This window comes from Asticcacaulis sp. P4_H10, assembly GCF_056400965.1.
The window spans coordinates 895,621-919,337 of record NZ_JBFUKH010000001.1 but is presented as its reverse complement, the minus strand read 5'-3'; the positions used below and the strand labels follow the sequence as shown (position 1 = coordinate 919,337).

The 23,717-nt window shown below is 61.9% G+C and carries 19 protein-coding genes; 7 read left to right on the top strand and 12 right to left on the bottom strand.

Annotation, left to right across the window (positions count from 1 at the left end; translation table 11 throughout):
• Positions 1-38: 38 nt before the first annotated feature.
• The 6 genes from AC1DON_RS03995 to AC1DON_RS03970 form a co-directional block, all read right to left on the bottom strand.
• On the bottom strand, positions 39-815 hold the full coding sequence (locus AC1DON_RS03995) for a M12 family metallopeptidase (RefSeq protein WP_476933431.1): 777 nt from the start codon (positions 813-815) through the stop codon (positions 39-41).
• Positions 816-2,084: a DUF3422 domain-containing protein gene (locus AC1DON_RS03990; RefSeq protein WP_476933430.1), complete on the bottom strand. Its 1,269-nt coding sequence runs from the start codon at positions 2,082-2,084 to the stop codon at positions 816-818.
• Between the two features lie 91 nt (positions 2,085-2,175).
• On the bottom strand, positions 2,176-3,384 hold the full coding sequence (manD, locus tag AC1DON_RS03985; RefSeq protein ID WP_476933485.1) for a D-mannonate dehydratase ManD: 1,209 nt from the start codon (positions 3,382-3,384) through the stop codon (positions 2,176-2,178).
• 41 nt (positions 3,385-3,425) lie between these two features.
• The gene (locus tag AC1DON_RS03980; RefSeq protein WP_476933429.1) at positions 3,426-6,047 is read right to left on the bottom strand and encodes a glycosyl hydrolase 115 family protein; all 2,622 of its coding nucleotides are present in this window, start codon (positions 6,045-6,047) and stop codon (positions 3,426-3,428) included.
• An 8-nt stretch (positions 6,048-6,055) separates the two neighbouring features.
• The gene (locus tag AC1DON_RS03975) at positions 6,056-6,880 is read right to left on the bottom strand and encodes a GDSL-type esterase/lipase family protein (RefSeq protein WP_476933428.1); all 825 of its coding nucleotides are present in this window, start codon (positions 6,878-6,880) and stop codon (positions 6,056-6,058) included.
• A 13-nt stretch (positions 6,881-6,893) separates the two neighbouring features.
• Complete coding sequence (locus tag AC1DON_RS03970; RefSeq protein WP_476933427.1) at positions 6,894-9,308, bottom strand: glycoside hydrolase family 3 N-terminal domain-containing protein; 2,415 nt, start codon at positions 9,306-9,308, stop codon at positions 6,894-6,896.
• Positions 9,309-9,476: 168 nt separating this feature from the next.
• Here AC1DON_RS03970 and AC1DON_RS03965 point away from each other — a divergent pair, with 168 nt between their 5' ends.
• The 3 genes from AC1DON_RS03965 to AC1DON_RS03955 are packed head-to-tail and all read left to right on the top strand — an operon-like array spanning position 9,477 to position 12,841.
• Complete coding sequence (locus tag AC1DON_RS03965; protein ID WP_476933426.1) at positions 9,477-10,595, top strand: endo-1,4-beta-xylanase; 1,119 nt, start codon at positions 9,477-9,479, stop codon at positions 10,593-10,595.
• A 2-nt stretch (positions 10,596-10,597) separates the two neighbouring features.
• Complete coding sequence (locus tag AC1DON_RS03960; RefSeq protein ID WP_476933425.1) at positions 10,598-12,247, top strand: glycoside hydrolase family 43 protein; 1,650 nt, start codon at positions 10,598-10,600, stop codon at positions 12,245-12,247.
• 57 nt (positions 12,248-12,304) lie between these two features.
• Complete coding sequence (locus AC1DON_RS03955; protein WP_476933424.1) at positions 12,305-12,841, top strand: carbohydrate binding domain-containing protein; 537 nt, start codon at positions 12,305-12,307, stop codon at positions 12,839-12,841.
• Between the two features lie 34 nt (positions 12,842-12,875).
• Here the strand turns inward: AC1DON_RS03955 and AC1DON_RS03950 are convergent, their stop codons facing one another.
• Entirely contained in the window at positions 12,876-15,050 is a 2,175-nt protein-coding gene (locus AC1DON_RS03950) for a WD40/YVTN/BNR-like repeat-containing protein (protein ID WP_476933423.1), read from the bottom strand.
• Between the two features lie 155 nt (positions 15,051-15,205).
• Here AC1DON_RS03950 and AC1DON_RS03945 point away from each other — a divergent pair, with 155 nt between their 5' ends.
• Entirely contained in the window at positions 15,206-15,523 is a 318-nt protein-coding gene (locus AC1DON_RS03945) for a rhodanese-like domain-containing protein (protein WP_476933422.1), read from the top strand.
• A gap of 58 nt (positions 15,524-15,581) precedes the next feature.
• Positions 15,582-16,760, top strand: a complete 1,179-nt coding sequence (locus tag AC1DON_RS03940) for a glycoside hydrolase family 5 protein (protein ID WP_476933421.1) — start codon at positions 15,582-15,584, stop codon at positions 16,758-16,760.
• A 64-nt stretch (positions 16,761-16,824) separates the two neighbouring features.
• Here AC1DON_RS03940 and AC1DON_RS03935 read toward each other — a convergent pair whose 3' ends face one another.
• The 4 genes from AC1DON_RS03935 to AC1DON_RS03920 all read right to left on the bottom strand — a co-directional run bounded on the left by AC1DON_RS03935 (position 16,825) and on the right by AC1DON_RS03920 (position 20,681).
• Positions 16,825-17,955 (bottom strand): ABC transporter permease, encoded by a 1,131-nt coding sequence (locus tag AC1DON_RS03935; protein ID WP_476933420.1) that lies wholly within the window; start codon positions 17,953-17,955, stop codon positions 16,825-16,827.
• A complete protein-coding gene (locus tag AC1DON_RS03930; protein ID WP_476933419.1) occupies positions 17,955-18,896 on the bottom strand; it encodes an ABC transporter ATP-binding protein in 942 nt (313 codons plus the stop codon). The genes AC1DON_RS03935 and AC1DON_RS03930 overlap by 1 nt, the downstream gene beginning before the upstream one ends.
• Positions 18,897-19,105: 209 nt before the next feature.
• Positions 19,106-20,038 (bottom strand): HlyD family secretion protein, encoded by a 933-nt coding sequence (locus AC1DON_RS03925; RefSeq protein WP_476933418.1) that lies wholly within the window; start codon positions 20,036-20,038, stop codon positions 19,106-19,108.
• Complete coding sequence (locus AC1DON_RS03920) at positions 20,031-20,681, bottom strand: TetR/AcrR family transcriptional regulator (RefSeq protein WP_476933417.1); 651 nt, start codon at positions 20,679-20,681, stop codon at positions 20,031-20,033. Before AC1DON_RS03920 ends, AC1DON_RS03925 begins: the two co-directional genes overlap by 8 nt.
• 340 nt (positions 20,682-21,021) lie before the next feature.
• Between AC1DON_RS03920 and AC1DON_RS03915 the strand changes: the two genes are divergently transcribed.
• Together AC1DON_RS03915 and AC1DON_RS03910 are read left to right on the top strand one after the other, a co-directional pair.
• Positions 21,022-21,771, top strand: a complete 750-nt coding sequence (locus AC1DON_RS03915) for a hypothetical protein (RefSeq protein ID WP_476933416.1) — start codon at positions 21,022-21,024, stop codon at positions 21,769-21,771.
• A gap of 10 nt (positions 21,772-21,781) precedes the next feature.
• Positions 21,782-22,459 carry a hypothetical protein gene (locus tag AC1DON_RS03910; RefSeq protein ID WP_476933415.1) on the top strand — a complete coding sequence of 226 codons (678 nt, stop codon included), beginning with the start codon at positions 21,782-21,784 and terminating at the stop codon, positions 22,457-22,459.
• A gap of 56 nt (positions 22,460-22,515) precedes the next feature.
• On the opposite strand, the gene AC1DON_RS03905 is transcribed toward AC1DON_RS03910, so the two are convergent.
• Positions 22,516-23,709, bottom strand: a complete 1,194-nt coding sequence (locus tag AC1DON_RS03905) for an acyltransferase family protein (protein WP_476933414.1) — start codon at positions 23,707-23,709, stop codon at positions 22,516-22,518.
• Positions 23,710-23,717 lie beyond the last annotated feature (8 nt).

The following is a 23,717-nucleotide window of genomic DNA, read 5'->3' as shown; positions in this document are numbered from 1 at the left end:
CTGGCGTGGAAACGCCCCGACTGGGCGGCGTAATCGGCTTATTGGCCTACATTGAAGCGCCGCACGGTCGCGGCATCGTCTCTCGACACCATGCACTTCTGGCCGATCTTGCGGCAGCGTTCCGGCTGGCGCACCATCTGCAGCAGGCAGGACTTGAGCGCCGCCTTGCCGTCGTCCGTCAGGCTGAATATCCGGCTCCAGCGCGGGTCTTCGGGGTGGCGCGGCGCCTGGTTCTGCAGGTAGTGCATCAGCGAACACGGATCGTAGGACGACGACAGTTTCACTTTTACAATTGGAAAGGCCAGCCGGACGTCGTTGCAGACAGCATTGATCGTAACCCCGCACGTTTTGAGGTAGTCGGCCAGAAAGGGCGAGAGGCTGATATAGCGATCGCGATCGGGGCGTTGATGTTCGTGCATCAGGCCCAGTGAATGGCCAAACTCATGCAGGACCGCGCCGTAGGATGCGCGTTTCTCGATATTGACCGTGTTTCCCACCGGCAGGCGTCCAACCGTCGCCGAGGTCTGGCCGCGGCTGGCCTTGATTGTGATGGCATCCAGGCGTGTCGAGGCATAAAAGCGTACACCGGCCGCCAACTGCCATTCGTCCATCGCCTTGCATGCCATATAGGCCTGGGCCTGCCGCCATTTGCGCCAGCCGCTGCAGTCCTGGCCCGTGGCGCCCGCTGCCTTCAGCAAGTCCGGCGTGAAGCGATACGGCACCTCGCCTTTCGGCCACGGTCGCGCATGTTCCGCGACCGCCCCCGCATGTACCTGCCCGGCCGCCATTGCGGCCGCCAGAAACACCCATCGCATTCAGTGCTCTCCCCCCGTCAGAGACTTCTTGCGATGATGGATGAACAGCCACGCCAGGGCAAGGATCAGTGCCACCAGTCCGCCGTAAAGCTTGTGCGCCAGCTCCGAATGTCCGGTCCAGGGATCGATGACGTATTTGAGCAGGCTGAAAACGTAATAGCTGACGGCGAAGACCGACAGGCCCTCGACCAGATGAGACAGCTTCATCTGGAGTTTCGCCCGCACGTCCATGCTGCGCAACAGGTCCTGGTTCTGCATCTCCAGCGTGATCGAGATGCGCGCGCGCAGCAGGTCGCTGACCCGGCTGATGCGAAGCGATACGTCCTCAAGCCTCTTCGACGCCGCCTCGCATGTCCGCATCGCGGGCTGCAGTCGGCGTTCAATGAACTCCGCCATAGTCGAAAAGCCTTCGACGCGGCTTTCGCGCAAGGAGTCGAGCCGGTCTTCGGCCAGGCGGGCGTAGGCTTCGGTCGCGCCTTGACGGAAACGAACGTCGTTGACGCGCTGCTCGACCTCGGCCGACAGGCTCATCAGTCTTTCCAGTATGTCCGCCTGGCCCGCTGGCCGGTCGGCCATGTCGCGCGTAATCCCGGCCAGCCGCGCTTCGGCATGCTTTAGCCACGCCATCAGTTCGCGCGCCACCGGGAAGCCCAGCAAGGCCAGCTTGCGATAATGGCCGATCTCGATCAGGCTCTGCAGCAGGCGTGACAGCTCATCATTCCGCAGCCCCTTGTCGTGGATGTAGATGCGCCCCGCCCCGCCTTCGTGGCCGCGGAAATCGCTCCAGATGCGCGCCTTGCCATCGAATATCTCGCAGCAGACGGCGCCGGTCAGATCGATGGCCGCAGCCAGGGCGTCGGGTGCCGGAGGATGCGGCAGGACCGAGATTTCGACGCTGCGGAAGACGGTCCCCGGCGCCCCGCTGAGCCAGTCGAATTCGGTGCTGCGGACGGTACAGAAGCCGAGGCCCTTGCTGGCCTCATCGACGGTATCGAGCGCAGTCGTGAAACTCAGCCAGGTCGAGAATTCGCCGTGGCGCTCCCAGATCCGCCCACCGTCAGCGGTCAGGACTGCCAGCCGACCGTGCATCGACGCGCCGCCCTCCGGATCAAGGCTGTCGATCCAGGCGGTTTCAGCGGCGCGATCGGCGTCGTCGACCAGATAGACCCATGAGCGGACGGCCACCGGGCCTGAAAAGATCGGCAGGGCGCGTTCGTGCATCAGCTCCGTCAGCGTCAGGCGCAGCGGATGGTCGGGCGGGCGTGTCATGTCTGTCGAACCCAATGTGGCGTTTTTTGCCACCGTATCAGAGCGCGCTTCCCTTAGGGCATCACGTTGCGCATCAAAGCGTTACCGAGCTTTACCAGTTCCAAAGCGTGCCGTCTTCCAGGCGCGCGACAGGCAACTGCTTCGGGCTGTACGGATACTTCGCCGCTATCGCCTCGTCGATATCGACGCCATGGCCGGGTGTTTCGCCACAGTGCAGGAAGCCGTCATTGAAGCGATAGTCGTGCGGAAAGACAGCGTCGGTTTCCGGCGTATGGCGCATATATTCCTGGATGCCGAAATTGGGCACCCAGGTGTCGAAATGCAGCGCCGTACCCATGGTCACCGGCGACAGATCGGTGGCGCCATGGCTGCCGGTGCGGACCTGCCAGATCGCGGCGAAGTCGGCGATACGGCGTAGATGCGTCAGGCCACCGGCCGAGACGATCGTCGTGCGGATATAGTCGATCAGCTGGTTCTGGATCAGGTCTTTGCAGTCCCACAGCGTATTGAAAATCTCACCGACCGCCAAAGGCGTCGTCGTGTGCTGGCGGATCAGCTTGAAGGCTTCCTGGTTTTCGGCCGGCGTCGAGTCCTCCATCCAGAACAAGTCGTAGGGTTCCAGCTTTTTGCCGAGTTGCGCGGCCTCCAGCGGCGTCAGGCGATGGTGGACGTCGTGCAGCAGGTGATGGTCGAAGCCGTAGGTATCGCGCAGCTTGTCGAATAGCTGCGGCACGTAGTTGAGGTACTTGCGCGTATCCCAGACGGTTTCCAGCGGTAGTTCACCTTCGGCCGGCTCATAGAACTTCTTATCCTTGGAGATACCATATGCCTTGTCGAGACCGGGAATGCCGGTCTGGGCGCGAATAGCCTTGTAGCCCTCGGCTATATAGCGGCCGACCTCGTCGACCGTGTGGGCAATATCGGTACCATTGGCGTGGCCGTAGACCATGACGCGGTCGCGCGACCGGCCCCCCAAAAGATCATAGAGCGGCATGCCGGCCATCTTGGCCTTGATGTCCCACAGCGCCACGTCGACCGCGGCGATGGCGCGCATGGTCACCGGCCCCCGACGCCAATAGGCTCCACGGTAGAGGTACTGCCAGATGTCCTCGATGCGGCGCGGATCGCGGCCGATCAAAAGCGGGATGACGTGCTCTTCCAGATAGGCGACGACGGCCATCTCACGGCCATTCATGGTGCCGTCGCCTATGCCGTAGACGCCCTGGTCGGTCTCGATCTTCAGCGTAACGAAGTTGCGTCCCGGGCAGGTGACGATAACGCGCGCGCCGGTGATCTTCATGGATGCGATGCCGGTTTCAAGATCGGGCTTTACGGGATAGTTCATTTGGCAGCAGCGCTTTCCGGCGGTCCGAGATAGGTGGGCTTGAGGCCGCCGGTATCCAGGACGAGGCGCTGGAGCACAACATTGCCGTCAATGCGGTAGAATTTGAGTGTGTGTGGCCCGGCCTTCAGGCCTGTGAGCGGCACCTTGACGACATGGATGTTGTTAGAAACAGCGGCATTCCAGTCGGGCTTGTCGGGGATCAGGTTGAAACTCTGGACCTGCGGCAGTTGGTCGTCGATCGACACGGCGAACTTCAGCCCCCCCTTGCCTGCTGTATCGAGCGTTGGCGTCAGATAGACGTGCAGGGTCGCGTCGGCGTCTTTTGAGGTTTGGATATCATATTCCAGCCGTACCTTGTCCTTGACCGGATCGCTGGCCGGCGCCGTCTGCGGCAGGGTCAGCATAGCGCCCAGCGTGCGGCCGAGGTTGTGGATGGTCGTCCACTTCGCGACGCCATCGAACTTGCGGCTGTAGTGCGGGGCTTCAATCGCGACAAAGCCGTTCTGTTCGACATAGTGCCCGGCCTTGCCAACAACTGGCGCAGCTGCCGGCAGCGACACGTTAATGCTGGCCGGTGGTTTGGCGTCTGCCGGAACTTCTTTCAATTCTGGCATCACATCGGCTTCAGGCTGCTGCCAATAGGTGTAGCCGATATGTGTCTGGGACATCATATGGTTCCACTTGCCGCCGTGCAGCGTGTGGTACTGTTCGGCAATCTGGCCGTCTCGGGCAAAGGCCCATCGCGCCGCCGTCGCCTCGTCATTGGCAGCCGGGTCATTGATCTCCGCCAGCCTGTGATTGCGCGCCACACGATCGTAAAGTTCGTATAGATTGGCATTGGCCTCGACCGGATGCTGGACCAGTTGGAACCAGGCGTCCTGGGCGTCGTCCGGCAGCTTGGCGCCAATCTCATAGGCGCCCTGCTTCAGGTTCGCATAGCTTTGTGTCATGCGGCGGAAATCGGTATCCGTCGTGAACAGGTCCGGGTTCAGCAATTCAGGCTTGCGGCGCGCGGCATACTGGTTTGAGCGCGTCAGCAATTGGCCGACGCCCCAGGCCTGTTCAGGCCCGAACTGCTGCGCCGCCCACTTTTGCGGATAGGCCTTGAGCGCCTCCTGCGTCATGGCGTCGGGGTTCCACGCCATGTCCATGAAGAAGCTCAAGGGAAATTCCATTGGCTTGATGTCGCCGACATTGACGATCCACAGGCGGTCGGCACCGGCCTCTCGCGCCAGGGCCATCTGTTGCCAGGTCTTCTCGATCTGGTTGGTGTTCAGCCACTTGTAGTTACGCGGGCCACCGACATAGTCGAAGTGATAATAGATGCCGTATCCGCCCTTGCGCGGCGGCGCCTTCGGATCGGGCAGACGGCGGATCTGGCCCCAGTTGTCGTCGGCGAACAGAAGCGTCACATCGTCCGGCGCGCGCATGCCGTGATCGTAGTAATCCTGGACTTCCTTATAGAGCGCCCAGACTTGCGGCGTCTGGTCGGCCGGCTTCCCCGTCACATCGGCGATGATGGTGCGCTGGTCGGCAACGATCTGCTCCAGCAGCGCGGTCGCCGTGCCCTCGGTCATCGGCTCGTCGCCATCGCCGCGCATACCCAGCGTGATAAGATTCTCGTGGGCATTTTTGTTTGAGCTACCGCTAGCTCTGCTTGAGCCCAGGCCGCGCTCAATCCCGCCGCGCCAGAACTTACGCAGGTTTTCGGCATTGGTACGATAGTCCCACTTGCCGCCCGTGACGCCGCCGTCGGTGTGGCGATGCCATTCGACCTGCGCGCGCGTCATCGGTTCATGATGCGAGGTGCCAAGGATCACGCCATAGTCGCTTGCGACATTCAGGCTTTCCGGATCGTCATCAGCGATGGACTTGCCCCACATGGCCGGCCACAGGTAATTGCCCTTGAGGCGCAGGTTCAACTCGAAGACCTTGGCGTAGAGTTTCGAATTAATGCCGCCGAACTTTTCGCGCGCCCAGTTGCCGAAGGCCGGCTCTTCGTCGTTGATAAAGAAGCCGCGATATTTCACCACCGGCTTGTCGGAACGCGCCCCCGCCGTCACCGAGACCTCGGCCTGGCGCTTCACCGGCACGTCGGCCCACCAGTACCACGGCGACACGCCCATCTTCGCCGACACATCATAGACACCAAAGACCGTGCCGCGCGGGTCAGAGCCGGCGATAACCAGTGCGCGGTCTATATCCTTGGCGGGTGCCTTGACCACGCTCTGGCTATAGGCCTCCCATTGCCCGGTAATGTTACTGCCCTTGACGAGGCGATCGACCAAGGCCGATTGCCCTGCCTGGCCAACGATCACCACGTCGCCGCTGACGCCGTCAAGCGAATTCACGACTTTTGCCTGTTGGCCCGACACACGCTCGAGGTCAGCGGCGAAATCGGCAGCCACGCGCAGGACCGGCGCTGCTGCGTCGGCATCAACATAGACGGTGGCTGGCTTGCCGGCGGAGACAAGCCGGAACGCGCCCGGCACAGCCTCAAGGCATACCGTCACCGTTCCCGTACAGGCAGCAAAAGCGTTCTCTGACATACCCGCAATGGTTACTACGGCGGCAAGCGCCAGACCGCGCAGGATCATGAACAGGGATCGCGACATCATCTCGCCTCTCAGGTTTTCAAAGATGCCGTAATCGCGGCAGTGGCAACAGGCGCCATCGCGGCGTAGCCGGCGGCATTCGGATGGACGCTGTCACTGCCGAGCTGCGGTTTCAGCGCGCCGTCCGGCATGGCCAGCACCGGCCAGTAGTCGGCATAGACAAAGCCATTGGCCTGGCAGTGCATTTTGATCCAGGCGTTCAACGCCTTGATCTCCGCGACACGATTGCCGCGTTCCGGCCGCCAGGCAAAGCTGGTCGCCGGCGGCACCGAGCCCATGACGACGCGGATGTTGTTCGCTTTGGCCATGGCGCCCATGGCCGCCAGATTGCGCGCGGTCTGGTCGGGGTCGTACGGGTCGCGGTTTTCGGCGACATCATTAGTCCCGGCCAGGATATGGACAACGCGCGGCTTGAAATCGATGACTTCGGCGCCGAAACGCACCACCATCTGGGCCGAGACCTGGCCGCTGATCCCCCGCCCGACAAAACCGTGGCTCTCGAAGAAGGCCGGCGCATTGCGGGGCCAGGCGTCGGTGATCGAGTCCCCCATGAATACCGCTTGACGCGCCGACGCTGGCAGGGCTTTCACCCGCGCATTGTCCTTGCGGTAACGATGCAGGTTGGCCCAGTCCTCGCCGACAGGCTCGAGCCCCAGCGACTTGTCGCTGGCGCGGCTGAGAGCTGCCTTGATGGTATCCAGGTTCAGCGCTTCCCCCTTGATCGTCGGCAACGGCGGAGCCGGCGGCAGGCTCTGCGCCACCGCCCCCCTTGCCACGCCTAAGCCCGCCACACCCGTCAGCGCCGCTGCGAGCAGGTTCCGCCGTTCCTTGTCCATGATACCCCTCCGGTCAGGCGACCGTCAGGGTCGCCGTCTTCAGGTCCACGCTATTCGGTCCGACCGAGATCGTAAAGGTGCCAGGCTCGACGACGCGCTGCATGTCCGTATTGTAGAACTGCAGGTCTGCCGGCGTGACGGTAAAGGATACGGTCTGCTTGCTTCCAGGTTCGAGCGTGATGCGTTTGAAGCCCTTCAGTTCCTTGACCGGACGCGTCACCGAAGAAATGTCGTCGCGGATATAGAGCTGCACGACCTCATCGCCCTTCACCTTGCCGGTATTGGTGACCTCGACCGAGACATTGACAGTGCCCGTCGTTCCGATGGTGGCAGCGGAGAGCGCCGGTGCCGAGATGTCGAAGGTCGTGTAGCTGAGACCGAAACCAAACGGATAGAGCGGCTTGGTTTCACCCGCCAGATAGCCACGGCGCGCGGTGGGCTTATGGTTATAATAGACCGGAAGCTGACCGACGCTGCGGGCAACGGTGACCGGCAGCTTGCCGCCCGGATTGGCGCGGCCGAACAGGATGTCAGCGGCGGCCCAGCCGGTTTCCTGGCCGAGATACCAGCCTTCGACCAGGGCGTCGGCGCGTTCGTTGAGCAGATTGACCGACAGCGGGCGGCCATTGAGCAGGAAGACGACGGTCGGCTTCTTCAGGTCGAAGATCGCCTTGGCCAGGTCGTTCTGCTGTCCCATCAGGTCCAGCGAGTCGCGGTCGCCCAGGTGGTTGTCGGCCCAGGCTTCGCGCGAGGTCATTTCGTTGTCGCCCAGCACCAGGATGATGGTGTCGGCCGATTTCGCCGCCTCGACCGCATCGGCAATCAGCTTCTGATTGACCGCTTCCGGTGTGAAATTGACCTGGTCTTGGCCCCAGATGCGCTGTTCGGTGATGCGCACGGCTTCGGAATAGGCAACAGCGAAGCCCTGCTTCTTGCCTTCGGCCTCGACGCCTTCAAGGATTGAGACGACCTTGCGCGGCACATCCGAATAACCGCCGATCGGCGTGTCCTTGGCGTGCGTCCCAAGCACCAGCACCTTGCCGACCTTCTTGCCGTCGAGCGGCAGCAGGCCATTGTTCTTGAGCAGGACGACCGACTTGCAGGCCGCTTCGCGCGCCAGGGCTATGGCGTCCGGCGTGGCCGTCAGTGCGCCGGCCTTCTTGGCGTCAACATACGGCGTTTCGAACAGGCCGCCCTCGACCTTGAGCGTCAGGACACGGTGCACGACGGCGTCGATTTCGGCCTCGTTGACCCGGCCCGCCTTCACCAGGTCCACCAGCTTGGGGTAGGCAGCGCCATCCGGGGTCTCGATGTCGACACCGGCGGTGATGGCGCGATAGCCAGCCTCGGTGACGTCGGCCACCAGCTTGTGGCGCGAGATCATTTCATTGATGGCGAAATAGTCGGAGACCGTCACGCCCTTGAAGCCCCATTCGCCACGCAGAATGGTAGTGAGCAGCCATTTGTTGGCGTGCGAGGGGATACCGTCGATTTCGTTATAGGACGGCATGACCGCCCCGATATTGGTTTCCTTGACGATCTTTTCGAACGGCGGGAAGAAGTCTTCACGCAGGATGCGCTCGGACACCTGTGCCGGGCCGATATTGGTGCCATTCTGCGGCTCGCCGTGGCCGGTCATGTGCTTGAGCGTGGCGAAGACCTTGTCCTTTGCCAGCGGCAGGGTGTCGCCCTGGAAGCCGAGCACGGCCGCCTTGCCCATCACGCCGCAGACATGCGGGTCTTCGCCATAGGTTTCTTCGATACGGCCCCAGCGCGGATCGCGCGCCACATCGACGACGGGCGCCAGCGCCAGGTTGGCGCCGCGCGCGCGCATTTCACGGGCACAGACGCTGAAAATCCGCTGGGCCATGTCCGGATCGAAACTCGACGCCAGGGCAATCGCCTGCGGGAACGAAGTCGATTCGCGCGCGACGTAGCCGTGCAGGCTCTCTTCATGCATGAACATCGGAATGCCAAGGCGGGTCTTTTCGACAGCCCACTTCTGCGCCGCATTGACGTAGACTGCGGTTTCTTCCGGGCCACGATTGGGAACGGCGCCGTTGTCGCCGGCACCGGTCGCCACATTGACACCGACGCGATCGGACGGACGCGCGATCATGCCCAGGCCGTTCGGGTAGACGGTTGACGCCTTGACCGGATCGAAATCGCCCTTGGCCGTCTGGATGTCACCCTTCTTCTGCCAGACACACAGCAACTGGGCGACTTTTTCCTCAAGAGTCATGCGCTTCAGAAGGTCGCCCACGCGGGCCTCGACTGAAGCTGACGCGTCCTTGTAAAGCGGCGTATCGCCCTTGGCCGCCTTTTTCCTGGCGGCGGCCCCGGCAGCCGTGGCAGCGCTGATGGCCAGAGCGAAAGCGCTGACGCCGGCAGCAAAGGCGCGGCGCGACGGATTGAAGGACTCGGTCATGATGTCTCCCCTGAACGGTTATTTTCGGTGATCCTCGCACGGGATCTTGCCGGGATGTAAAACAGATTTGCGTGATTTGGCCTAACGTCCATGCCCGGTGTGTTGACGTCAAGCCGTGATGATGCAAGTGTTAGCGGTAACAAGAAAAAACGCAACAGGGAAATCGCCATGACCTACGCCCCATTCGCCGTCAATCGCCGTGATGCCTTGAGCCTGCTTGGCGCAGCGGCCTTAGCCGCCCCCGGCATCGGTCAGGCACGCGCCGCTGACGGCTCACTTGGCGCCATCGCGCGCAGCAAAGGCATCCGATTCGGGACCGCTGTAGGTTTTGGGGCGCTGAACGACCCCCAGGTGCAGGAACTAATCGCGCGGGAATGCGACATCATGGTCCCCGAGAACGAACTGAAGATGTACGTCACGCACAATAGGAATGCGACGGATTACAACTTCGCGCCGGCGGACCGCATCCACGATTTCGCCAAATCTCACAACATCGCCATGCGCGGGCACACCCTTTTCTGGGCGCGCGACGAATATACTCCGCAATGGCTGAAGTCGCACGATTTCGGCCCAAATCCGAAGGCCGCCGCCGAAAAAATGTTGCGCGAATATATCGCGAAAATGGCCGACCATTATGGCGACGCGCTGGTGTCTTGGGATGTCGTCAACGAGACGGTCGATCCGGAAACCGGTGAGGTGCGCAGCAACGTCTTTTCGCGCATCCTGGGCATGGACGCCCTGCGCATAGCCTTCGAAGAGGCGCGCCAACGCCTGCCAAAGACGCAACTCGTCTACAATGACTACATGGGCTGGGAAAAGGGCGGTGAAAAGCACCGTCAGGGCGTCCTGACCCTGATGCGCTGGTTCCACGACAACAAGATTACCGTCGATGCGCTTGGTGTCCAGGGACACATCGGCACCGACCACGACCTGACATTGGGACAGGCCGCAGAGTGGCGCGCCTTCCTCGATGGCGTGACTGGCCTTGGCTACGACCTGCTGATTACCGAGTTCGACGTCAATGACCGTTACCTGCCGGCCGATATCGCAACGCGCGATGTCATGGCCGCCAAGGTCGCACGCGAATATCTCGACGCGACACTCAGCTATAAGCAGGTGAAGGACGTGCTGATCTGGACGATCACGGACAGGTATTCCTGGCTGCAGGGCTTCTCCCCGCGCGCCGACAAACTGCCGCTGCGGCCGACACCTTTCGATGCCGACGGCAAACCCAAGCCTATCTACGACGCCATTGCGGCGGCCTTCAAAGCAGCACCCGCGAGATAATCATGAAATACGCCATTGCCTTTGCCGCCCTGGTCGCGGCCACCCCCGCCCTCGCCGCCCCTGCGGGCCAGGCGGTATTCAGCGATATCCGCTACGATAGCCAGAGCCACATCGATGGCAAGGCGTTCGATCCGTCCAAGTCGTACGAAAATCCGATCCTTCCGGGCTACTATCCGGATCCGTCGATCGAGCGCGTCGGCAATGACTATTACATGGTGAATTCGACCTTCGCCTACTATCCCGGTATCCCGGTGTGGCATTCGACCGACCTGATCAACTGGACGCAGATCGGCAATGCCATCGACCGGCCGGGGCAGCTCGACTTCTCGGGACTGGCCACGTCGCGCGGCGTCTTCGCGCCGGCGATCAGCCATCACGACGGCACCTTCTACATCGTCAACACCTGCGTCGACTGTAAAGGCCAGTTCGTCATTACAGCAAAAGACCCGAAAGGCCCGTGGTCCGATCCGACCTGGCTGCCCTTCGGTGGTATCGATCCATCGATCTTCTGGGATGATGACGGCAAGGCCTATATGGTCTGGAACGACGCACCCGAAGGCGAAACGCTGTACCAGGGCCACCGCGCGATCTGGATGCAAGAGTTCGATCCCAAGACCAAGACCATGACCGGCCCGAAAAAGCAGGTCATTAACGGCGGCGTCGATATTTCGAAAAAGCCGGTCTGGATCGAAGGCCCGCACGTCTACAAGGTCGATGGCGCCTATTACATAATGGCTGCCGAAGGCGGCACATCGGTCAACCACTCTCAGGTCATCCTGCGTTCTAAAACGGTGTGGGGACCGTATGAGCCGTGGAGCAAAAATCCGATCCTGACCCAGCGTGATCTCGATCCGAACCGTCCCGCGCCGGTGACGTCATCGGGTCACGCCGACCTCGTCCAGACGCCGGCGGGTGACTGGTACTCGATATTCCTCGCCACCCAGCCCTATGAAGGCGACCTCTACAACACCGGCCGCGAGACCTTCCTGCTGCCCGTGAAATGGGTCAAGGACGGTGATGCCAAATGGCCAGTCATTCTCGATCACGGAAAGCCTATTCCGCACGTCGCGGACCTGCCGAAAGGCGCGGCCAAAGGCCACCGCAATACCGTCAGCACGACCGGCTACAATCCCCAAACCTGGCTGCAGGTCCGGACGCCAAAGACGCCGTTCCTGACCAGCGGCAATGGCGGCAAGACGGTGACATTGAAGGCGTTGCCCGAAGCATTTGGCGATGTCAAATCGGCCCCGGCCTTTACCGGCCAGCGCCAGCAGCACATGGACGCGACCTTCTCGGCCAAGGTCGATTTCAAGCCGCTTAAGGACGGTGACCGCGCTGGTATCCTGGCCTTGCAGAACGACGACTTTTACCTCTTCTTCGGTTTGACCCGCCGCGATGGCAAGGATGTGCTCGAAGTCACACGGCGCGCCGGCAAGACTGAGCCGCGCGACGGCGTGACGGTCGCGTCGATCCCCTCGCCCGGCAAGGACCTCAACCTGACCGTCAAGGTGACGGCTGGCAAGGCGACCTTCAGCTACGGTAAAGGGGTAAACGTCGCCAGCGACGTCGATGTGACCAATTTGTCAACGAACAAGGCTGGCGGTTTTGTCGGCACGGTGATCGGCCTCTATGCCTATGGTCAAAATCCTTAACCGGGTGTAGCTTTTCTCTCCAACCAAAAAAGTTTGCGTAAAAACCTGGAGGGAAACATGAGGATTTTCAGCGTCATGGCGGCTGCCGCCATGCTGATTCTGGCACCCGTCGCGGCCCACGCCGACGACGATATCGCCAAGCGTCTGGTCAGCAACCCGAACGTGGGATCGTATCAGATCTACGGTTCGGGCCAGACCAACAAGAAGGTCAAGGACGCCTCGGTCCAGGGTGGCCAGGCCATCGAGATCAAGGCAACCGGCAATGGCAATCCGTGGGACGGCGCGGCACAGGTCGAGGTCAATCAGAAGATCACCAAGGGCGACAAGCTTGTTTGTGCGATCTGGCTCAAGGGGACGTCGGACAGCGGCACGGTTCGCGTCCCCAGCCGCATCCAGATCAATGAAGCGCCCTACCGCGCCATCGGCGAAAGCAGCTTCGATCTGACTTCGGAATGGAAGATGTATACGCTGGAGACGATCGCCGATGCCGACTACGAAAAAGGCAAGCTGATGTTCGTGGTACAGCTGAACACCGGCAAGCAGGTGGTGCACCTGGGTCCTGCGTTCGTGCTGAATATGACGCGTACCTACTAAAATTAAAAGGTGTGGGGCTCACGACCCCACACCTTTAGTTTTTCGGCCGTCCCACCATCGTGCCGCGCCCATCGGGCGAAATATACAGCACGCCAAAGGTCCTCGGGTCACCCGCAATCGCACGCATCTGACCGAAGCGCGTGGCGTCGGTGTTGATCCGCGTCCACGCCAGACCGCCGTCGATGGAACGCCATAGCCCCTCCTCTCCATTGACCTTTCCCCAAAGGAAGACTGTTGGATATTTTTTACCCGGCGCCGCCTTGCCGAAGGTCACCTGCCAGGCGGTGGTTACCGCTTCCAGCCTGATCTTGATCCGGCCATCCAGGACCTGAAACAGCCCGGCATCGCCAGCTGCCAGGAACAGGTCGTTCTTTTTCCCCGGCACGGCGCGCAACTGCCCGCCACCACTGAGCTTCGGCAGATCTGTCGCATAAGGTGAAAAGGTCGCGCCATGATCGCGGCTGATCAGGATCGTTCCTGCCTTCTTGTCATAGGCATAGTAGACACCATCCAGCACCTTGTCGGCGATGGCTTCCTGGCCGCGCTCCGCCGCCATCCAACCAGCCGACGGCGCCCAGGTCTTGCCGAGGTCCTTCGAGAACCATGCCGGTTCATTCTCCGGCACCCAGACCAGCGAGGTCGCCCTGGCCGAGATGACGATCTTGCCGGCGCGGTGGGCGTGCCAGTCGGTCGTGTCGAGCGGTTTCGGTACCGACGGCAATGGCCGCCAGGTTTCGGAGCCGTCGAATGAGATATAGCCGCGCGCCGTTTCGTTATCGACGCTGCGCACGATCGTCTTGGGCTTGAGCGCCGCGAAGGCCACTGACTGGTTGGTCTTGTTCATCGGCGTGAACAGGCCGTGCGACGGTGTCTTCGAGATATCGTCGAACGCCGTGCCGCCTATATCACCGGCCGCCATCAGCACACGCGGGCCTTCAGGCGGGCTTTCGAGGCCAAGCACGACCGTCTCTTCGAGATTATCATTGGCAAAGTCAAAGCGGACTTCGCCGTCCTTGCCAACGCGGCCCAGGTTCTTGGTCATCCAGACGCCATAGCCTGTGCCGTAGACCAACTCGTCCGGATTGTGCGGATTGATCTTCACCGCATCTAGCCAGTGGCCCATATGGTTGCGGGCGCCAGCGTCCTCATCGTCGCCGCTCATATAGTTGATCAGCCAAGGATACTGGCTGTAGTCGTGCCTGGCCTGCGCACCCACGCCCGACCAGGTCTTGCCGCCGTCGCGGCTGACATAGAGATCGTCCGATGAGGCATAGCGATTGGAGGTCGAGACCACCAGCGTGCCGCCCTGCAAGTCCAGCCCGGAATAGCCGAAGGTCACCGTTTTAGTCGGTGTTGCCGGCGAGATATCCGTCCATGCGCCTGTCGACGACAGCTTATAGACGGCGCCGTTGGTTACGCCGTGCGGCCCCAGGCCATCGGCGAAGGTGACATACAAGGTGCCATCACTATCCACCGCCGCCTGGTGCGGGATGAGCGTGGGCGATCCCGGGATCAGGCTGAAGCTCTTGCCGCCGTCCTTCGACCAGAAGACGCCGCCTCCCTCGGACCGTTGTCCATCCGCCGCATTGGTGCCTGATCCGGCATAGATGACGCCGTCACCGAACAGCACGAACGTCACCCCGGCGCCAGGGTAGCCCTCGGCCTTCTGGAAAGACTTAGCGCGGTCATTACTCACCCACAGGCCATCGCGATTTGTGCCCAGGAAGATGCGGTCGCCATTCTTGGGGTCGACCACTAGCCGCTCACCGGTGCCACGTCCCAATGCATTACCGCCCAGCTTGAACGGCAGGGCCGTCTTCTGCCAGGTCGTGCCGCGATCTTCCGAGCGAATGACGTCGGCATCGGGTGCGCGCGGGTTCAGGTACAGGCCGCAGGTGGCGTAGAGCCGGTCGGGATTCTGCGGATCGACCGCCAGGGCCAGTGTGCCGAAGCAGTCCCAGTCATCCCTGCCGAAGCTGTCCATCAGCGGCACCCAGCGTTTGCTGGCATAATCGAAGCGGTACGATCCGCCGACATCGGTGCGGACATAGAGGATGTCCTTAGCCGTCGGATGGTAAAGGAAGCCATCGACAAAGCCACCGCCGCCCAGGGGGATCGTCCTCCAGTCATAGAGCGTCGGTTCGGCCAGAGCACTCCCCGCCATGGCAAACAGAGAAGCAGCAGCCGCAAGGGCTTTCAGTTTCAGCATGATTGTCTCCGGACGCTTCGGGTCGCGTCAGTTGAACGAACCTGTTAGCGCTATCCGGCTGCAAAAACAGCAGAAAAGTGCGCCGCATTCTGGTTGACATCGGCGGTTCCGCGCCGGAAAACGCATGCATCGCGTTTTGCACACAGGAGGCCTGCATGGCCGGCGTCATCGATCTCAGCCCCGAAACCGTCCAAGCCGCGCTCGACGCCGGTGAAATCTTGCTGGTCGACGTGCGCGAACCGCATGAGTTCGACTCTGTCCGCATTGGTGGCGCGATCAACCTGCCGCTGTCGACTTTCGATCCCGCCGCCCTGCCTTCGGAACCCGGCAAGCGCGTGGTTCTGTCGTGCGCCGGTGGCGTACGCTCGGTCACGGCCGCCAACCAGGCCCAGGCAGCCGGGGTCGATATCCACGAACACCTCGCGGGCGGCATCCGGGCGTGGATGGCTGCGGGCCTGCCCGTACAGTCCTGACCTTGGCAGGCATGCCGGCTTGCGTCATCATGGCAAAAAGCATCACGGGAGAGACGGCATGCGTTCATTTTTTGCGGGCCTATGCGCGGCCGCGCTGTTGATCGCCACGCCGGTGGCGGCTGCTGACATCACCTTCTGGGACACGCCGCGTCACGGTGGTAACAGTTTCAACGAAAAAGCGCCCGACGCAGCCTATTTCCGGGCGCTCAGGGCCACCGGCGCGACCTGGGTCCGCCTAACCTTCTCCAAGTGGAAGGGCGAAGGCCACGACTTCCTGATCGGCGATGCCGACGACTATAAAAGCATTCCGGCCTCCGATCTGGCCCTGCTCAAAAAGACGCTCGACGCAGCCTATGCCGCCGGCGTCAAGGTCGTCATCGTACCCCTCTCTCTGCCTGGCGACCGCTGGGTCCAGCAGAACGATAACAAACAAGACGACAGGTTGTGGAAGGACCGCAAATACTGGGACCAGTCGGCTGCCTTCTGGCGCGACCTGGCGACAGCGCTGAAAGGCCATCCGGCGATTGCAGGCTATAACCTCATCAACGAACCAACGCCGGAAAAGGGCATGGGATTGGACGAACACGCCGCCCCGGAGGTGCGCCTGGCGTGGTACACCAAGCATAAGGGCACGACCCACGACCTGCCGGCATTCTACGAACACCTGATCAAGGCGATTCGCGAAGTCGATAGCAATACGCCCGTCATGGTCGATGGCGGCTGGTACGCCAATGCCTGGAGCTTCAGCTACTGGACGCCGTTGAGCGACGACAAGGTGCTCTACGCCTTCCACATGTACGAGCCCTGGAACATCACCAGTTCGCCGCAAATCAAGCGCAAGCCGCAACTGCCCTACCCGGGGTCAACCGCCGAATGGGGCGGCAAGTCCCTGACCTTCGACAAGGCGGCGATGCAGGATTTTCTCAGTGTGCCGTTCGAATGGGCTTACGTCTACGGCGTGCCCAAAAACCGCATGGTCGCGGGGGAGTTCGGCTGTGTGCGAGTATGGACCGACTGTGGCGCCTATCTCGGCGACGTGATGGACACGCTGAACGGCCACGGCGCGCACTGGGCCTTCTACAGCTATCGCGAGGACGTCTGGGAGGCCATGGACTACGAGATCCCTCCCACCTTCCCTGCCGGGCAGGTCTACTACCTGCGTGAACAGGGTAAGGGCGACAAGGTGCCGCTCGACAGCCCGCTAATGGGCATTATCAAGAGCAAGATGGCCAAGTAACCAAGTGATCTGCCGAAAAGTGTGCAGCGGTTTTCGGTTTGAAGATCACGACCAAGCAAAAATCTCAGTCCAAAGTGGACCGGTAGCGCATCATCGCGATGGTGGTCGCCCCGGCGATAAAGACCAGGATCGGCCAGATGCTGGGCCACATGGCGGCCCAGTCGGCGCCTTTCAGCATGACGCCGCGTACGATCCTCAGAAAATGGGTGAGCGGAAAGACCTGGCCGATCGCCTGCGCCCACTCCGGCATGCCACGAAACGGGAACATGAAGCCCGACAGCAGGAGCGACGGCAGGAAAAAGAAGAAGGTCATCTGCATGGCCTGCATCTGAGTTCGCGCCACCGTCGAGAAGGTGAAGCCCACGGCCAGGTTGGCGATGATGAACAGGCCGACACCGATGCTCAACAGCCACAGCGAGCCGATGAACGGCACGTGGAAGACATAGTGCGCAGCAAGCAGCACGATCAGGGTCTGGACGACGCCGACCACGACGTAAGGCGAGATCTTGCCGGCCATGACCTCCCATGGCCGCGCCGGCATGGCCAGCAGATTTTCCATATTGCCGCGTTCAGTCTCACGCGTCATGGCTATCGAGGTGATCATCACCATGGTCATGGTCAGGATGACGCCCAACAAGCCCGGCACGATATTGTACTGCGATATGCCTTCGGGGTTATATTTGCGGTGGACGACGATATCGACCGGCGGCGCCCCCTGCGCCAGCGACGCCCATTGGCCGGTCAGATCACGCTTCAGCGATGACTGGACGATCAGTTGGATCATGCCCACCGCGTTCGACGCCGCCGAAGGGTCGGATGCATCCGCCTCGATCAGCAATTGCGGCCGGTCACCGCGCAGCATGTCGCGCGTAAAGCCAGCCGGCACGGTGATGACGAAGGCCGCCTCGCCGTTCTGGAGCTTCTTGGTGGCGGCATCGGCACTGGTCACGCGCTCGCGGATATCGAAATAGCTCGAATTCTGCAGGCCCGACGCCAGCGAACGAACGATAGCGGAATCGTCCTCCAGATAGAGCACGGTCGGCAGGTGGCGCGGATCGGAATTGATGGCAAAGCCAAACAGCACCAGTTGCAGAATCGGCAGGACCAGCATGATGGCGAAGGTGAGCCGGTCGCGGACGATCTGGATGAACTCCTTGTTGAGGATGGCGCCGATGCGCCGCAAAGGTGCGAACATTACCGTCCTCCTCCATTATCGGTGGATTGGCCCATTAGGTGGATGAAAACATCTTCCAGGCTTGGCCGCATTTCGTGCCAGGAAATACCGGGCAATCCAGAGTGATCCGCAACCAGTTTGCGCAGGGCAACGGCATCGCCGCCGGAAACGTGCAGGGCGTTGCCGAAGTAGGCGATATGGTCGGCGCCGGGTTTGCCGCGCAGCTTTTCCATCAGTTCGCGCACGCCTGCGCCTTCGGCAACATAGGTATAAAGCCCACTGTCTGCGATGATGTCCTCGACACGCCCCTGTGCCATCAGCTTGCCATAGGCGATATAGACGATCTGGTCGCAGCGCTCGGCTTCGTCCATATAGTGGGTCGAAACCAGCACGGTTAAACCCCGGGCCGAGAGGCGGTGGATCTGGTCCCAGAAATCGCGCCGCGCCTGCGGATCGACGCCGGCGGTCGGCTCATCCAGCATCAGCATCTTCGGGTCGTGAAGCGTGCAGGCGGCCAGCGCCAGCCTTTGTTTCCAGCCGCCCGATAAAGTCCCTGCCAGTTGTTTCTGGCGGGTGGTCAGCCCCAGGTCCTCCAGCGCCTGGTCGATAACCTGGCGGCGGTTTTTGATGCCGTAGAGATTGGCGACGAATTCCAGGTTCTCGCGGATCGACAAGTCCTCCCAGTAGGAAAACTTCTGCGTCATGTAGCCGACCTGACGCTTGATCTCGCGCGATTGTTTGAGGATGTCGTAGCCAAGACAGGTGCCTTGCCCCGCGTCGGGCTTGATTAGCCCGCACAGCATACGGATGGTCGTTGTCTTGCCCGAGCCGTTGGGCCCCAGGAAGCCCCAGACCTGTCCGCGCGGCATGGCGATATCGACATGATCGACAGCGGTGCGCTTGCCAAAGGTCTTGGTCAGCCCGCGAACGTCGATGGCAAGATCAGATTGGGGCTCAGACATCACAACCACTCCTTCCTTCCCCGTGAACGGGGAAGGTGGCGCGACGCGTCAGCGGCGTGACGGAAGGGGGAAAGCCACATTCACGCCAGACAGGACCTTGCGGCCGCTGACGTATCCCCCTTCCGTCTTTTGGCGGCTTAGCGCCGCCAAAATCCACCTTCCCCGTAAACGGGGAAGGAAAAGCTAAATTGCGTACAGCCTTCTCCATCTCACAGCGCCACATCAACCGGCTGGCCGGGATGCAATGCCTCAGGCTTGGCCGGCGTTGCCTCGATCAGGAACATCAGCTTCTGACGTTCGCGCACACTATAGATGATCGGCGGGGTGAACTCGGCCTCGCGCGACACATAGCGCACCTTTGCGGTCAAACCGGCGGCGCAACCATCGCAGGTCACCTTGACCACCTTACCCACCGTGAACCTGGCCAGGTCCGCCTGCGGCACATAAAAACGCACAAACTGCCGCCCCTTGGGCAACACGGTCAGAACCGGTGCGCCTTGCGCCACGAACTCACCCGGTTCGCGCAAACGCTCCTCGACACGGCCTTCAAGCCGTGCCTTCACGTCGCGGTCACCGACCGTCCATTCGGCTTGCGCGACATCGGCCTGGCTCGCCCGAGCCTGGGCCTCGGCTGCCAGACGCTGATCGTCACGCGCCGCCAGCCGCCGATCGGCGATCTGCTTGTCGAGCGAACCGACCGCCGCCTCGGCTGACCGCGTCGCGGCGCGCACCGTGTCCATCTGCGCCGCAGACACAAAGCCCTTGGGCTCCAGTTGCGCGTAACGCGCCTGGTTGGACCGCGCCAGCTCCAGTTGCGCCGCAGCCTGTTTGCGCTGCTCGATCAGCGGCGCAATCTCAGCTTCACGCGCCCCCTTCGTCAGGTCCTGCGCCGTCGCAGCGGCAGCCTCAGCGCGAAGCGCCGCCCCTTCCAGTGCGTGCCCGGCCTGGGCGGCATCGAGGCTGAACAAGGGTTGATCGCGCCGCACCGCATCGCCGCGATCGACCGCCACGGCCGTCAGCCACCCCGCCTGGGGCGCGGCGACAGTCACGGTTTGCGCTTCCACATAGCCGCTGTAGGTGTCACCTGGCGTTTCCGTGCAAGCCGCCAGGGCCAGCAGACTTATCAGGGCCAGTTTACGCATTGGACGGGTCCTTATGGTTCAGGCCGCGCAGGAAAACCTGGACGTGCGCCTTCAGATAGGGTTCGGGCGGGAACGGCTCTTCGTCGATCTTGCCGAACACCAGGTCCCACAAGACCGCCTTCAGGACCGGGGCGATGGCGAGGTGCGCCGCCATCTGCGCCGTCACCCCGGAGATTTCCCCGCGTGCCAGGGCGCGGCCGAACAAGGCTGTCATCGCCTCCAGCATCTGTCCCACCACCTCGCGGCGATAGAAGACGGCCAGATCCGGAAAGCGCCCGGCTTCGGCGATGATCAGCTTGGGGTAGATCGGCAACCGGCCGTCGCGGATTGCGACCGACGCCATCTGTGCGACGCCCATCAGCACCGGTTCCAGCGGACCGTCGTAGTCCTTAAGTATGCCCACGGCGGCCGCCACGCGCGGCGCAATGTCCCGACGCACCAGGGCTTCGAACAGGGCCTGCTTGGTCGGATAATACAGATATACCGTGCCCTTCGACACATGGGCGTGCCGGGCGACATCCTCCATACGCGCACCTTCGAACCCGTGCCGGGCGAATTCCGCCAAGGCGGCGTCGAGTATATCCGCCTGGCGCACCTCAGGGGCGGCGCGGCGTGCACGTGTAGATTTGGGAGTTTCAGACATGTTTAAATTCCGTACTGACCAGTCAGTACTATATTTACATATCACGGTTCGCGCAACCCATTCCCCCGGTAATTGTTTCTATCTTGTTAGACACCGCTCACTGAGATATGACTCATGGCTGCATGGGGCGGAAAAACGTAGCGACCGTAGTTAGTTACGGTCGAATGGGGGAATATCACACATCATTGTCGCAGGCGCATTTTTGCGTCTGGACCACGCTTCTGGCCTCGCGGTGCCGGCATGATGCCGCGGCGTGATCGTCCATAGGCCGCTCAGCGCAATTGATTTAATTCAGGCGACAATACGCCTGGAAGCATCCAACGACTTAGGGGAAACACACATGAAGAAGATTCTGGTATCGGTCGCACTTATGGCCATGTTGAGCGCGTGTGGAACGCCGTACCGTCCCACGCCGTTCGACCACGCCACCTCGGGCATTTCGACCATCCAGGTCGTCGAAGACGCCTTCCCCGAAACGCCCGCCGTCCGCAAACTGGCGACCAATGGCCAGAACATCTCCGCCAGCACCAGCGGCCTGGGCCTAGCCGGCCTGGTGGTCGGCGTTGCCGCCGCCAGCATAGAGGCCGGTATCGCCGCTGGCCAGAACAAGAAGATCAACACGGCGCTGGCCACGCAAAAGTTCGACGGCGAAGCTATTTTCGACGAGGCCTTCGAGGCCGAACTGAAGAACCAGAGCTATGACGTTTCGGCTGCCAAGATCAAGCGCGAGACCAACCGCGCCATGATCGTCGCAACCAAGCAGACCGACGCCAAGGACGGCACCGCCCTGCTGGACGTCAACGGCCACGGCTACGGCTATCAGCAGGTCGGCGGCACGAAGATGTGGCGCCCCTACGTTGTCATTTCCGTCAAGATGTACGACGCCAAGGACTCGACCAAGATCCTGCTCGACAACCACGTCGAATATAACGCCGTCGTACCGGGCGAGCTGACCGTCAACATCCCCGCCGACGAAGCCTATGGCTTCGAAAGCGTTGAAGCCATCGAAGCCAATCCGGTCAAGGCCGCCGAAGGCCTGCGCAAGGCGCTGATCGCTTCGGCCTACGCGACCGCACAACTGCTGAAGTAAGGTCAAGGCCATGAAGCTGTCCAGACTTGCCCTGATGGTTGCGCCCGTCCTGCTCCTGCAGGCGTGCGCGACCACGCCGCCACCGCCGCCACCTGAAGCCGTCACGGACCTGTCGGGCAAGACCTGCCAGAGCGACGTGTCGACCAAGGATGCCATCTCGCTGATGCCGGTCAAAAAGGCCGCATACAACACCGTGGCGACAAAGGTGGACGCGGCCAAGCCCTGCGTCGGTGCCGAGGCTGCCAAGGCGAACTACGTCGTCTACGCCCTTCCGGCCCACGGTGAAAACCACACCGTCACCGTCGGCGGCGCTCAGGAAGCCATCCGCACCTTTGCGCCGACCATCAGCGTGCTCAACGCTGACGGAAAGGTCACCCGCACCTTCGGCGACGATCGCCTGGTCATTCTGGGCAACCTCCTGGGCGTTCAGCTCAAGCCGATGGTGGACGAGCGCTACATCCTGGTGCAGTCGAATCACCGCCTGGTCGGCAAGGCTGTCTCCACGCTTGAGACTCGCATCAACGTCACCCAAGGCTATTCGCCGGCGACCGCCTATTCTTACGGCTACAGCTACTCGACGCAACGCGGCGTCGAAGGCACACACAGCCGCGTCTTTTCGCACGAAGGAACGGTTGTCGTGACCATCCAGGCGGCGAGCGGCAAGGTCGGCCTGCCCTACGAGAAATAAGCCTCGGCAGGCATTGCAAATTAGAAAAGCGCCCGGAAATCCCCGGGCGCTTTTTTTTACAGCTTGAGGAACCAGCGCTTGCGATAGAGCGGCCACAGGATCAGGCCGATGAAAAGCACCAGTATGACCGAATAGGTCAGCGACGCCACACGCGCTTCGGGAATGATCGCCCCAAGTTGCGCCGCGGCTGCATCGTGGAGGCTGACGCCCGCCAGCAGCGGCAATTGCAGAACAACGTCAAACAGACAAATCAGCACGAAGGCCAGGGTGGCGTTGGCGCCGAAGACCTTGGCGAAGGTCGCGAACCGCCCGGCTTTCAACACATCCGCCAACACGGCCAGCACGACGAAGATGACAATGCTGAACCCGGCCGACACCAGGGCAAAGCTTGGCGTCCATATCTTCTTGATGACCGGGATTTCGCCGTTCATGCCCAGGCCGGCCAGGGCCAGCAACAGGCCGAGCAGGAGCAGGCCGACCAGGCTGGCCTTGATGCCATGGCTGCGGACATAACCGGCAACCAGCACACCGGCCAGGACATTGACCAGCGCGCCGAGCGTGGACACCAAGCCTTCCGGATCGTAGGTCACAATGCCGTCGCTGAGGCCCCAATTCCACATATAGGCAGGGGTAAAGACGGCGCGATCGACAACCGCCGGCAGCGAATGCACCGGGTCGAAACAGGCGCCGGCACAATTCGATCCGCTCCACAGAGTGAGCAACGCCCCATAACCCGCCACCAGCACCGCGATCGTGCCGGCCACCGGCCAGCCGGGCACAGTAAAGTCATGGTCGCTCTTGCGCCCCAGGACCAGACTTAAGCCTCCCGCCAAGGCGTAGCACAGGCCGATACGTTGCAGGATGCCCGGCAGCCGGAAGCCCTCCGGATGTGGATCGGCCACGAAGTTCAACACCATGCCCAGTACGATCAACGCCGCCGCGCGCCACAAGACGTGAACGAACAGCTGCGCTTTCGTCTGGCGGGCAGAGCGCGCCGCGAATGACATTGGCAGGGACACGCCGACGCAGAACAGGAAGCCCGGGAATATCATATCGGCCAGGACAAGGCCTTGCCAATCGGCGTGGTTCAGCACGCCAAAACGGCTCGCCCAGTCACCGGCATAGGCGACCAGGATCATGCCGATAACGCACAGGCCGCGCAGGATATCGAGCGCCTCAAGACGCTTTCCTTCGCCGCCGGCCGCCTTTGGCTTTTCCCGTTTTTTAAATGCAATGACGTTCGCCGACATGCCGCCCC